The 12,115-nt window shown below is 62.7% G+C and carries 9 protein-coding genes; 7 read left to right on the top strand and 2 right to left on the bottom strand.

Annotated features, from left to right (window positions below; translation table 11 throughout):
- Positions 1–15 precede the first annotated feature (15 nt).
- Positions 16–975: an alpha/beta fold hydrolase gene (locus XI06_RS28840; RefSeq protein ID WP_237868922.1), complete on the bottom strand. Its 960-nt coding sequence runs from the start codon at positions 973–975 to the stop codon at positions 16–18.
- 152 nt (positions 976–1,127) lie between these two features.
- Between XI06_RS28840 and XI06_RS28835 the strand changes: the two genes are divergently transcribed.
- The 7 genes from XI06_RS28835 (at position 1,128) to XI06_RS28805 (ending at position 10,417) form a co-directional block, all read left to right on the top strand.
- Entirely contained in the window at positions 1,128–2,390 is a 1,263-nt protein-coding gene (locus tag XI06_RS28835) for a D-alanyl-D-alanine carboxypeptidase family protein (RefSeq protein WP_237868923.1), read from the top strand.
- 2 nt (positions 2,391–2,392) lie between these two features.
- Complete coding sequence (gene tmk, locus XI06_RS28830) at positions 2,393–3,079, top strand: dTMP kinase (protein ID WP_237868924.1); 687 nt, start codon at positions 2,393–2,395, stop codon at positions 3,077–3,079.
- Positions 3,076–4,122, top strand: a complete 1,047-nt coding sequence (locus tag XI06_RS28825; RefSeq protein ID WP_237862403.1) for a DNA polymerase III subunit delta' — start codon at positions 3,076–3,078, stop codon at positions 4,120–4,122. The genes tmk and XI06_RS28825 overlap by 4 nt, the downstream gene beginning before the upstream one ends.
- A gap of 109 nt (positions 4,123–4,231) precedes the next feature.
- Entirely contained in the window at positions 4,232–6,184 is a 1,953-nt protein-coding gene (gene metG, locus XI06_RS28820; RefSeq protein WP_237868925.1) for a methionine--tRNA ligase, read from the top strand.
- Between the two features lie 426 nt (positions 6,185–6,610).
- Positions 6,611–8,668, top strand: coding sequence for a hybrid sensor histidine kinase/response regulator (locus XI06_RS28815; RefSeq protein ID WP_237868926.1), 2,058 nt, complete (start codon positions 6,611–6,613; stop codon positions 8,666–8,668).
- 161 nt (positions 8,669–8,829) lie between these two features.
- A complete protein-coding gene (locus tag XI06_RS28810; protein WP_237868927.1) occupies positions 8,830–9,606 on the top strand; it encodes a TatD family hydrolase in 777 nt (258 codons plus the stop codon).
- Between the two features lie 13 nt (positions 9,607–9,619).
- Positions 9,620–10,417 (top strand): MBL fold metallo-hydrolase, encoded by a 798-nt coding sequence (locus tag XI06_RS28805; RefSeq protein WP_237862407.1) that lies wholly within the window; start codon positions 9,620–9,622, stop codon positions 10,415–10,417.
- 26 nt (positions 10,418–10,443) lie between these two features.
- Here XI06_RS28805 and XI06_RS28800 read toward each other — a convergent pair whose 3' ends face one another.
- A complete protein-coding gene (locus XI06_RS28800) occupies positions 10,444–12,093 on the bottom strand; it encodes an acyl-CoA synthetase (protein WP_237890083.1) in 1,650 nt (549 codons plus the stop codon).
- Positions 12,094–12,115 lie beyond the last annotated feature (22 nt).

The following is a 12,115-nucleotide window of genomic DNA, read 5'->3' as shown; positions in this document are numbered from 1 at the left end:
CCTCGATTGCGCCGCCTAGTGCGACGACGCTTCGCGCAGGAATCTGACCAGCGCGGCGTTGACCTCGTCGGGCCGCTCTTGCTGCACCCAATGGCCCGCGCCCTCGATGATCAGCTTTCGCGTGAGATTGGGCAGCACGCGCTCAAGTTCGTTGGCGCGCTTGGCGCCGATCAGGCCGGTGATGACGGCGTCTTGTGCGCCGGCGATGAAGAGGGAGGGCTGGTGGATCTGCGCGTCCTGCCAGGGCGCGGTCAGCTCCCAATTGTGGTCGATATTGCGGTACCAGTTCAGTCCGCCGCGGAAGCCGGACTTGCGGAAGTTTTCGGTAAAATGAGCAAGATCGTCCTCGCTCAACCACGCCGGTAGCGGCGCGTCGGCAGTCGCATGACCGAGAAAGCCCTTGCCCTCCTGCACGAACATCGCGGCATTCGGGTCGGCAAGCCCGCGGCCGCCAAGTACCATGCGCATGGTGCGGGCGACGTCCTGCTCGAACTCGGCCTCGGCGACACCGGGCGCCTGGAAATACTGCCAGTAGAAATTGGTAATGCCGCCCTGGCGCAGCAGCTCGAGCGGCCGACCGCGTCCGCGGAACGGCGGCGGCACGCTCAGGCCCGCGACCGCCGTGAAGATGTCGGGACGGAACAGGGCCGCATGCCAGGCGACCGGGGCGCCCCAGTCGTGGCCGACCACCATTGCCTTGGTCTTGCCGAGCGCCTTGACCAGGCCGACGACGTCGCCCACCAGGTCAAAGATCGAATAGGCTGATACGTCCGGCGGCGCCGTGCTCTGGCCAAAGCCGCGCATGTCGGGGGCCACAACGTGAAAGCCCGCGGCCGCCAACGCCGGGATCTGATGTCGCCACGAATGCGACAGTTCCGGCCAGCCATGGCACAGCACCACGAGCGGTCCCTGGCCGGCGGCTTCGCGGATGAAGAGGTCGATTCCGTTGGCCTTGATCACGCGAGTCGTGGACATCGCTTTTTCGCCTTGTTTCAGGGGTTTGGTCAGGAAACATGAGGTGTCACGATAGAGATGCGACGAGAATCGTGCAATCTCGGGGCAAGCGCCGATCCTCGTGTTGTTCGCACCGGTTCCGTTTGTTAGAACGCGGCTCTCAGGGCTTCGCCATGGCATTTCATCTCATCCTGCTCAGCCATCCCCGGTTTACAGCCGGAGCGTGGGCGCGCGGGCTGGTCGCGGCGGCGCTTGCCGTGAGCCTCAGCTGGGGCGGGGTGCTCTATGCCGCCAATCAAAGCGTCCAGGGCGCCAAGAAAACCGAAGATGCCGGCTTCGACGGCGACGCCCCCACGGCGATCCTGATCGAGGCCTCCAGCGGCAGCGTGCTGTTCGAAAAGAATGCCGACGAGCTGCGCGCGCCCTCCAGCATGATGAAGCTCGTGACCGCGGAGGTCGTGTTCAACGCGATCAAGAAGGGCGACATTAAGCTGACCGACGAATATCGGATCAGCGAGAATGCCTGGCGCAGGGGCGGGGCGCCCTCCGGCGGCTCGACCATGTTCGCAGCCATCAACAGCAAGGTCTCGGTCGACGACCTCCTGCACGGTGCGATCATCCAGAGCGGCAACGATGCCTGCATCGCGCTCGCCGAAGGCATTGCCGGCAACGAGAAGATCTTCGCCTCCGACTTCATGACCAAGCGCGCCCGCGAGCTCGGCATGACCAAGTCGACCTTTGCCAATTCTAACGGCTTGCCCGACCCCGGCAACAAGATGACGGTGCGCGAGCTCGGTATGCTCGCGCGGCACATCATCCTGGACTTCCCGGAGTTCTACAAACTGTTCGGCGAGAAGGAGTTCACCTGGAATAAGATCCGTCAGCCCAACCGCAATCCGCTGCTCAATTCGATGGAAGGGGCCGACGGCCTCAAGACCGGTTACACTAAGGAGGGCGGCTATGGCATGGTCGGCTCGGCGGTGCAGAACGGTACGCGGTTGATCGTCGTCGTCAACGGGCTTGAGGATATCGAGGATCGTGCCACCGAAGCCAAGAAGATGCTGGAATGGGGTTTTCGCAATTTCGAGACCCGGACGCTGATTGCAGCTGACCAGCCCGTCGGTTACGCCAAGGTGTTTGGCGGCGAGAGCCGCTCGGTGAAGCTGGTTGCGAAAGAGCCGGTGAAGGTGATGGTGCACAAGAGCGGCGGCGATAAGCTGATCGCACGCATTGTCTATAGCGGTCCCGTGCGTGCACCGATTCAGGAGGGCCAGCGGGTCGGCGTGGTCAAGGTCTGGCGCAGCGGCAATATCGCGGTGGAAACGCCGGTCTACGCGGCAGAATCGATCGGCACCGGCTCGACCATGCGGCGCGCGATCGACGGCGCCAGCGAGCTCGTGATCGGCATGTTCCGCGCGGGCGCCGAGAAGCTTTGACGATGAGTGAGAGCACGGGACAGCGGCCGTCCGGGCGCGGACGCTTCATCACCTTTGAAGGCGGCGAGGGGACCGGCAAGTCGACCCAGATCAAGAAACTCGCCGAGCGTCTCAGCGCGACCAGATTGCGGACCCTGGTCACGCGCGAGCCCGGCGGCTCGCCCGGCGCCGAGATCATGCGCCATCTGGTGCTGTCGGGGATGGGCAAGCTACTCGGGCCCGAAGCCGAGACGCTGCTATTCGCGGCCGCGCGCGACGACCACGTCCGCACCGTGATCGAGCCCGCGCTCAAACAAGGCGTCTGGGTGCTGTGCGACCGCTTCGCCGACTCGACACGAGCCTATCAGGGCAGCCTCGGCAGCGTGCCTGCCGGGCTGATCAACGCGATGCAGCGGGTCACCATCGGCGATCTCAAGCCTGATCTCACCATCATCCTCGATCTGCCAGTCGAGATCGGCCTGGCACGCGCGGCGGCACGGCGCGGCAGCGGCACGCCTGACCGGTTCGAGGGCGAGAAGCTTGCATTCCACCAGGGCCTGCGCGAGGCCTATCGCAAGATCGGCGCGGATGATCCCGCGCGCTGCGTGCTGATCGACGCCAATTCCGATCCTGATACGGTCGCCGGCCGCGTCTGGGCCGCGCTGCGCGAACGCCTCCTGCCGACGCCAGCATCGGTGATTTCGGCATGAGCCCGCGTCAGGCCGAGCGCGAGAGCGCTATCCCGCATCCCCGCGAGACCAGCCTCCTATTCGGCCATCGCGAGGCCGAGACGGCACTGCTGACCGCCTATCGCAGCGGGCGCATCCCGCATGCCTGGTTGATCGGCGGCCCACAGGGGATCGGCAAGGCAACGCTGGCCTATCGTATGGCGCGCTTCGTGCTCGCCCACGGCCAGCCGCTGGCGGCGGCCGTGCAGACCGCCGAAGACCTCGCCATTGATCCTGATGACGCCGTGGCGCGACAGGTCGCAGCCGGCTCGCATGGCGGCCTGCTGACGTTGGAGCGCACCGCCAACGACCGCGGGGTGATGCGCACGGTCATCACGGTCGACGAGACCCGCGAGACGATCGCGTTCTTCGGCTCGACGGCAGCAGCGGAGGGTTGGCGCGTCTGCATCGTCGACACCGTCGACGAGCTCAATCCCAATGCGGCGAATGCGCTGCTCAAGATCCTCGAGGAGCCGCCGCAGCGATCGCTGTTCCTTTTGGTGAGCCAGGCACCGGCTCGCGTGCTCGCCACCATCCAGTCGCGTTGCCGCAAGCTGCGCTTGCGATCACTGACTACCGACGAGGTCATTGGCGCGGCCGCTGCGGCTGCCGACATCCCGCCGACCGATTTGGCGCTGCGCGAGGCAGCGGAGGCCTCCGAGGGCAGCGTCTCGCGCGCGCTGACGCTGCTCGGCGGCGACGCGTTGAAGCTCCAGCAGCGCACGGCGGCGCTGCTGGCACGGTTGCCGGAGGTCGATCCGCGTGATCTGCACACGCTTGGTGAGTCCCTCGGCACCAGCGACCGCGTAGCGCTTGCCGCCTTCGTCGACGGCATCGATCGCTGGATTGCGGACCGCCTGCATGCAGATGATGCCAATGCCAACCAGAACCTGCCGCGCCTTGCGCGCTTGAGCGAGGTATGGGAAAAGATCGTCCGCGCCGCGCGCGACACCGAAACCTACAATCTGGAGCGAAAGCCCCTGGTTTTCTCGGTGTTCGGCTGGCTGGCGGACGCAACGCGCTAGAGCATGATTCGGAAAAGTGCGTAGCGGTTTTCCAAGAGGATCATGCTCGAAATAACAACCTAACGCAGGTTCGTTTCCAAATTTCGGGAAGCCGGTAAAGGAATTTGTCGTGGCAACACGAGCTAAGAAAGCCGCCAAGGGCAAGAGCAGCAAGAAGGCTGCAAAGAAGGTCGCCAAGAAGGCCGTGAAGGCACTGGCGCGCAAGGCTGCCAAGAAGGTCAAGAAAACCAAGAAGGCTGTCGCCAAGAGGGGCGTGAAGAACAGCGCTGCGAAGACGGCAACGAAGGCCAGCAAGAAGGCTGCGAAGAAGCAGGTCGTCGCCAAGAAAGCGGCGAAGAAACCAGCTAAAGCTCCTGCAAAGAATGCGGTCAAGAAGGCAAGAGTGGCTGAGCCCGCCGTGATCGCCGCACCGGCTCCGATCGCCGCGCCGCCAAAAGCCGCGAAGCCCAAAGTGTCAAAACCCAAGGCGCCGAAGCTGATGGCCGCACCGAAAGCGGATAAGCCCGCGGCCGCGCCCGCTCGCGACAACGTCTTCTACATCTCGACCGCCATCGCCTATCCCAACGGCAGCCCGCATATCGGGCACGCCTATGAGGCAATCTCGGCCGACGTGCTGGCGCGCTTCGCCCGGCTCGACGGCAAGGACGTGTTCTTCCTGACCGGCACGGACGAGCACGGCCAGAAGATGGTTCAGACCGCGCAGAACGAGGGCCTGTCCCCGTCCGCACTTGCGACCCGCAATGCCAACCGCTTCAAGGAGATGGATCAGCGCCTGAACGTCTCGTTCGACCGCTTCATTCGCACCACCGAAGAGCAGCATCATCGCTCGAGCCAGGAGATCTGGCGGCGCATGGAAGCGAATGGCGACATCTACGCCGACACCTATTCGGGCTGGTACTCGGTGCGTGATGAGGCCTATTACGCCGAGGATGAAACACGCCTGAATGACGATGGCGTACGCCTCGGACCGCAGGGCACGCCGGTCGAATGGGTCGAGGAGAAGAGCTATTTCTTCCGCCTGTCGGCCTATCAGGACAAGCTGCTGAAGCTTTATGCGGACCATCCTGAATTTGTCGGCCCGGATGCGCGCCGCAACGAGGTGGTAAGTTTCGTCAAGGGAGGCCTGCGCGATCTCTCGATCTCGCGCACCACCTTCGATTGGGGCGTGAAGGTGCCAGGCAACGAAGAGCATGTGATGTATGTCTGGGTCGACGCGCTGACCAACTACATCACCGGCGTCGGCTTCCCCGACGAAAGCGACAAGAACTGGCGTTACTGGCCGGCGGACGTGCATATCATCGGCAAGGACATCATCCGTTTCCACGCCGTATACTGGCCGGCGTTCCTGCTGTCGGCCGGCCTTGCGCTGCCGAAGCGGGTCTATGCCCACGGGTTCCTCTTCAACAGGGGCGAGAAGATGTCGAAGTCGGTCGGCAACGTCGTCGATCCCTTCAATCTCGCCGACCAGTACGGCGTCGACCAGATGCGCTATTTCTTCCTGCGCGAGGTGTCCTACGGCCAGGACGGCAACTACAACCATGAGGCCATCGTCGCGCGCATCAATGCCGATCTCGCCAACGATCTCGGCAACCTCGCGCAACGCTCTTTGTCGATGATCGCAAAACAGCTTGGCGGCGTGCTGCCGGAGCCCGGCGCGTTCAGCGACAACGATCAGGCGATCCTGGCGATGGCAGACGGCATGATTGCCGCGTCGCGCGAAGCCATGGCGACGCAGCAGATCCATCACTGGCTCAATGCCGTGTGGGCCGTGGTCGCGGAAGCCAATCGCTATTTCGCGGGCGAGGCGCCATGGGCGCTCGCCAAGACTGATCCTGTCAGGCAGAAGACGGTGCTCTATGTCACCGCCGAAGTTGTGCGCCAGATCGCGATCCTGGCCCAGCCCGCGATGCCGACCGCATCAGGGCTGCTGCTCGATAGCCTCGGCATCCCGGCAGCCGAGCGCAATTTCGCGATGCTCGGCGGCGAGAAGCGTATCGCTCCCGGCACGACACTGCCAGCACCGACGCCAGCGTTCCCGCGCTACATCGAGCCCGCGGCCTAGCCTTACGCAACCTTGTGGTGATGCGATTCGGAAACCGGGTCGTCTCACCACGAAGCGATTGCAGGTGTATCAGGACCTGCCAGCCATCGCCGTTGGCCGAAAATCGGTATCGAGATAGGCGGCATCGCTCTGCGACCGGTGTCAAACGCGAGATTCGATTCGCGTCATTGATTCAGATCATTGCAAACGAAACGCAGGTCTCTGCTTCTCATACGGGAAGCAGCAGGGCCAGGTTGCCTCGCGGCGTTCGATTGGGGGACGCATCCATTGCAACGATAAGGTGACGCATGCCAATGAGAGGTCCGAGGCTTTAGCGGCGCCGGTTTGCAGTCGCCGCAGGGACTGCAACGTGCCAAGGGAAATGGTTAGCTCGATATTGCGTCGTTCGCCTGGAAGCGACCTTGAGAGCCGCATGGTAGGTGGGATTTGAGCTATCCGGATACCCGAGACGCTGGCGAGGCTTCCGGAGAATTGAAAACCTCGCTATGGCTCAAACTGCAACAGCGGCTACGCGCGCTGAAATTCGGCAAGGAGTTCGCGCATCGGACCAAGGCAGCAGCCGATTTGCGCGCGAGCGAAGCGAGATTCAGAGGGGTCCTCGCGGCGAGTCCGGACGCGGTGCTCATGGTCAACAACGCCGGTGTGATCGAGTTCGCCAGCGACCGCGTCCAGGATATTTTTGGGTACGCGCCTGAAGATCTCGTGGACAAGCCCGTCAGCATACTGATCCCGGAGCGATTTCGTAGCGGACATTTGCCCCATCTGAGTGCCTACTTCACGCAACCGAAGACCCGCATGATGGGCGGTGGTCTGTTGCTGTGGGGACGCCGCAAAGATTCGACGGAATTTCCGGCCGAGATCAGTCTCAGTCCAATTGCGATGGCCGATCGGTCCGCCGCGATCGCTGCGGTAAGGGACATTTCGGAGCGCAGGGCTCTTGAGGCTCTCCAGCAAAAGGCGGCAGAAGCCTTGCGCGAGAGCGAAAGACGCCTGAGGTATTTCATCAAGTATGCCCCCGCCGCGATTGCGATACTTGATAGAGAGCTGCGCTACCTCGTCTACAGCGACCGGTGGCTTGCGGACTATGGCCTTGGCGGGCAGGACCTGCGCGGGCTGTCACACTATGAGGTCTTTCCTGAGATCCCGGATCGCTGGCGCGACATTCATCGCCGCGCGCTTGCGGGCGAGACTCTTCGTGCCGATGAAGATTCTTTCACGAGGGTCGACGGGCGCGTGCAATGGCTACGTTGGGAGGTGCGCCCCTGGTTTGATACCCTCGGCAACATTGGCGGTGTTGCCTTCTTGACCGAGGACATTACGGATCGCAAGCGGATGGAAGCGCAGCTGTTGCAGGCGCAGAAGATGCAGGCAATCGGGCAGCTGACAGGCGGGGTCGCCCACGACTTCAACAATCTGTTGACGGTCATTCTCGGCAATGCAGAGGTCTTGCTTGACGAGATGAAGAGCGACGATGCGCATCGCAAGCTGGTCGAGCCAATTGTTGCAGCCGCTGAACGTGGCGCAAGTTTGACACAGCTGATGCTTGCCTTCGCCCGACGCCAGGCTCTCGAGCCGAGCACTTTTGATCTGAACGAGGTCGTGACGCGCATGAACGCGCTGCTACGGCGTACGATCGGCGAGAACGTCGAGGTCGATCTTCGTTTGATGAAGTCATTGTGGGCAGTAACCGCAGATATCCGTCAAATGGAGACTGCGATCCTCAACGTCGTTCTGAATGCGCGCGATGCAATGCCGCAGGGAGGCAAGCTGACGATCGAGACCAGCAATGTCGAACTGTCGGACGACTATGCCGCGCATAGCGTGGAGGTCAATCCAGGCCAATACGTCATGATGGCTTTGTCCGATACGGGAAGCGGCATAGCGCCCGAAGTCCTTGACCGGATTTTCGAGCCGTTTTTCACAACCAAGCCGGTCGGCAAGGGGACGGGACTTGGGCTGAGCATGGTGCACGGCTTCGTCAAGCAGACGGGCGGACACATCCAGATTTACAGCGAGGTCGGACACGGCACCTGCGTGAAGATCTTTTTGCCGCGTGCCAAAGCCGATGCGATCACTGCCGCTCAGCCAGCCCGTGCTCCTGCAACCCTTGCGACGGGCACTGAATCGATCCTCGTCGTGGAGGACGATCCTCACGTGCGGATGTTCGCGGTCCAGCAATTGCGCCGCCTGGGCTATACAGTGACCGAGGCCAGCGATGGGCCGTCTGCGCTGCAGGAGGTGTCGCGTTCCGGTTCTCCCGATCTCTTGTTTACAGACGTCGTAATGCCTGGCGGCATGACCGGAAGGCAACTCGCAGAGCGGGTGGGGCAGATGGCCCCCGGCATCAAGATTTTGTACACATCGGGTTACACCGAGAACTCGATCTCCCATCATGGCCGCCTCGATCCTGGGATTCATCTGCTGCAAAAGCCTTACAAGAGCGACAAGCTCGCGCGTAAGGTGCGCGAAGTGCTGGACCTCTGATCGCGCTGCCTTCACTTGGCCTCCGCGTTAGATTGCACGTGCTTCGGAACCGGCCCGGATGAGCGGTTGTCGGTCCCGTTGACGTCCCCTGACGCTTCCCCTACCTGTGAACGGCTGGTCCCGGCTGGCCTCAGGATTTGTTTGGAAAGCGATACTCGGAGATGTTGGTCGACAGTCACTGCCATCTGGATTTCCCGGACTTTGCGGAGGATCTCGACGGGATCGTGTCGCGTGCCCGCGCGGCCGGGATTGGCCGCATGGTCACGATCTCGACACGGGTGCGAAAGCTCGGTCAGCTTCTCGCCATCGCCGAGCGCTATGATGACGTCTATTGCTCGGTCGGCACCCATCCGCACAATGCGGATGAGGAAGACGGCATCTCGCCGGACGAGTTGATCGCGCTGACACGGCATCCCAAGGTGATCGCGCTCGGCGAAGCCGGGCTCGACTATTTCTACGATGATAGCTCACCGGAGGCGCAGGCGAGGGGCTTTCGTGCCCATATCGCCGCCGCGCGCGCCACCGGCCTGCCGCTGGTGATCCACACCCGCGAGGCGGATGAGGATTGCGCCCGCATCCTGGAGGAGGAGGCGGCAACGGGATCGTTTCGCGCCGTGCTGCATTGTTACACCGGCGGGCGTGAGCTGGCGCTCAAGGCGGTGTCGCTCGGGCTCTATGTGGGATTCACGGGCATCTTGACCTTCAAGAAGTCGGATACTCTGCGCGCGCTCGCGGCCGAACTACCTGCTGACCGTATTCTGGTTGAAACAGACTCGCCTTACCTTGCGCCGGGCAAGTTCCGGGGCAAGCGCAACGAGCCGGCCTATGTGGTCGAGGTCGCCAAGGTGCTGGCCGAAACGCGTGGCGTGTCGCTCGATGAGATTTCACGTCAGACGACTGAAAATTTCTTCCGCCTGTTCTCCAAGGTGAAAGCTTGAGGTTGGTAGCCGCATGACGCTGACGCTGACGATCCTGGGCTGCGGCTCCTCCGCCGGTGTGCCGCGTCCCGCCCTCGGCTGGGGCGCATGCGATCCCACCAACCCCAAGAACCGCCGCCGCCGCTGCTCGCTGCTGGTCGAAAAGACATCTCATCACGGCACCACGCGCATTGTGATCGATACCTCGCCCGACCTGCGCGAGCAGCTCATCTCGACCGATGTCGACCACATCGACGCGGTGTTCCTGACGCATGAACATGCCGATCAGACCCACGGCATGGACGATCTGCGTCCGGTCGTGATGCACATGCGCAGGCGCATTCCGGTCTATTTCAATCAGTCGACCGCGAAAGACATCCTGGCGCGGTTCTCCTATTGCTTCATCGCGCCGGAGGGCAGCGACTATCCGCCGATCCTCGTCAGGCATTCGATCGAGGCCGGCGGGAGCCAGATCATCAGCGGCAAGGGCGGCGAGGTGACCATGACCGCCTTTCTGGTCCAGCACGGCAACATTCCAGCGCTCGGCTATCGCATCGGCAATGCAGCCTACACGCCTGACCTCAACGACATCCCCCGGGAGAGCTGGGACGCTTTGGAAAACCTCGATCTATGGATCGTCGATGGCCTGCGCTACACCCAGCATGTCAGCCATTTCAGCATCAGCGACGCCTTGTCGTGGATCGAGCGCTTCAAGCCCAAGCGCGCCGTCATCACCAACATGACGGCGGATGTCGATTATGAGGTGATCCGGCAGAAGCTACCCGCGAGCGTGGTGCCGGCCTATGACGGCTTAAGGCTGGAGACGCACTAGCCTGCCAGCAGCGTACCACTGCTAAACTAGGTCGAGATCGCCTTCGCCGATCCAACCTCGTTGCGCAAAAGGAATTTCTGGATCTTGCCCGTCGACGTCTTCGGGATTGGTCCGAACACGACGGCCTTCGGCGTCTTGAAGCCGCTCATATGCGTGCGGCAGAAGGCGATGATCTCGGCCTCGCTCGCGCTGGCGCCGTCCTTCAGCTCGACGAAGGCGCAAGGCACCTCGCCCCATTTCGGATCGGGCTTGGCGACGACGGCGGCGAACAGCACGGCCGGGTGCTTGTAGAGGATGTCCTCGACCTCGACGGACGAAATGTTCTCGCCGCCGGAAATGATGATGTCTTTGGAGCGGTCCTTGATGATGACGTAGCCGTGCTCGTCGAGCACGCCGAGATCGCCGGTGTGAAACCAGCCGCCCTCGAACGCTTCTTTCGTCGCCTTCTCGTTCTTGAGATAGCCCTTCATCACGATGTTGCCGCGAAACATGACCTCGCCGATGGTCTCGCCGTCGCGCGGCACCTCCTGCATTGTCTGCGGATCGATGACGGTGACGCCTTCCTCGAGCGGGTAGGGCACGCCCTGCCGGCGCTTCATCTTGGCGCGCTCGGCGGGCGGCAACTCGTCCCAGCCGGGCTGTTCGGCGCAGACGGAGGCGGGGCCGTAGACCTCGGTCAGGCCGTACACATGCGTGAGCTTGATGCCGATATTTTCGGCGCCTTCAAGCACTGCAACCGGCGGCGCTGCGCCGGCGATCAGGCCGACGACGCGGCGGGCCGCGTTGCCTCTTGGCGCATCGGGCGCATTGATCAGCGTGTTGTACACGATCGGCGCGCCGCACATGTGGGTGACGCCATGCCGCCCGATCAACTCGAAGATCTTGGTCGGCTCGACCTTGCGCAGGCAAACATTGATGCCGGCGGCCGCTGCAAGCGTCCAGGGGAAGCACCAGCCGTTGCAATGGAACATTGGCAAGGTCCAGAGATAGACCGGATGCTGGCCGAGATTGCCGGCGAGAATGTTGCTGACGGCGTTGAGATACGCGCCGCGATGATGGGTGACGACGCCTTTGGGATTGCCCGTGGTGCCCGAGGTATAGCTCAGCGCGATCGCGTCCCATTCGTCGCTCGGAAGGATCGCCGTGAAATTCGGATCACCTTGGGCGAGGGCGGACTCGTACTCGATCTCGCCGATGCGCTTACCACCCTTGAAGGCGGTATCGTCGACGTCGATCACGAACGGCTTCGGTCCGGCCATCTGTTCCAGCGCATCGGTGATCACGCCTGAAAATTCAGGATCAACCAGAATGATCTTGGCGCCACCGTGGTCGAGCTGAAACGCGATCGAAGGCGCATCAAGGCGGATGTTGAGTGCGTTGAGCACCGCGCCGGTCATGGGGACCGCGAAATGCGCCTCGTTCATTGCCGGGATGTTCGGCAGCATCGCAGCGACCGTGTCGCCGACGCCGATGCCCTTGCCGGCAAGATAGGAGGCAAAGCGCTTGCAACGCTGATGCGTTTGGCGCCAGGTGAAGCTGCGGCCCTCATAGACCGTGCTGACGTGATCGGGATACACAGCGGCACTGCGCGCAAGGAAGCTCAGCGGCGACAGCGGCACGTAATTGGCGGGGGTCTTGTCGAGGCCGATATTGTACTGGTTCTGCCGATCACTCATCGACACCCTCCTCCTTGACGCC

It is taken from the genome of Bradyrhizobium sp. CCBAU 11434, from assembly GCF_028128895.1.
GTDB classification, from domain to species: domain Bacteria; phylum Pseudomonadota; class Alphaproteobacteria; order Rhizobiales; family Xanthobacteraceae; genus Bradyrhizobium; species Bradyrhizobium zhengyangense.
Note: the sequence above shows the minus strand (reverse complement) of the source record. Positions and strands in the feature narration are given on the sequence as shown.

What these genes read in the sequence shown, in the direction of transcription:
- XI06_RS28825 (WP_237862403.1), top strand. Translation starts at nt 3,076, where the DNA reads ATGAGCCCGCGTCAGGCCGAGCGCGAGAGCGCTATCCCGCATCCCCGC.
- XI06_RS28805 (WP_237862407.1), top strand. Translation starts at nt 9,620, where the DNA reads ATGACGCTGACGCTGACGATCCTGGGCTGCGGCTCCTCCGCCGGTGTG.
- XI06_RS28800 (WP_237890083.1), bottom strand. Translation starts at nt 12,093, where the DNA reads ATGAGTGATCGGCAGAACCAGTACAATATCGGCCTCGACAAGACCCCC.
- XI06_RS28810 (WP_237868927.1), top strand. Translation starts at nt 8,830, where the DNA reads ATGTTGGTCGACAGTCACTGCCATCTGGATTTCCCGGACTTTGCGGAG.
- XI06_RS28840 (WP_237868922.1), bottom strand. Translation starts at nt 975, where the DNA reads ATGTCCACGACTCGCGTGATCAAGGCCAACGGAATCGACCTCTTCATC.
- tmk (WP_237868924.1), top strand. Translation starts at nt 2,393, where the DNA reads ATGAGTGAGAGCACGGGACAGCGGCCGTCCGGGCGCGGACGCTTCATC.
- XI06_RS28835 (WP_237868923.1), top strand. Translation starts at nt 1,128, where the DNA reads ATGGCATTTCATCTCATCCTGCTCAGCCATCCCCGGTTTACAGCCGGA.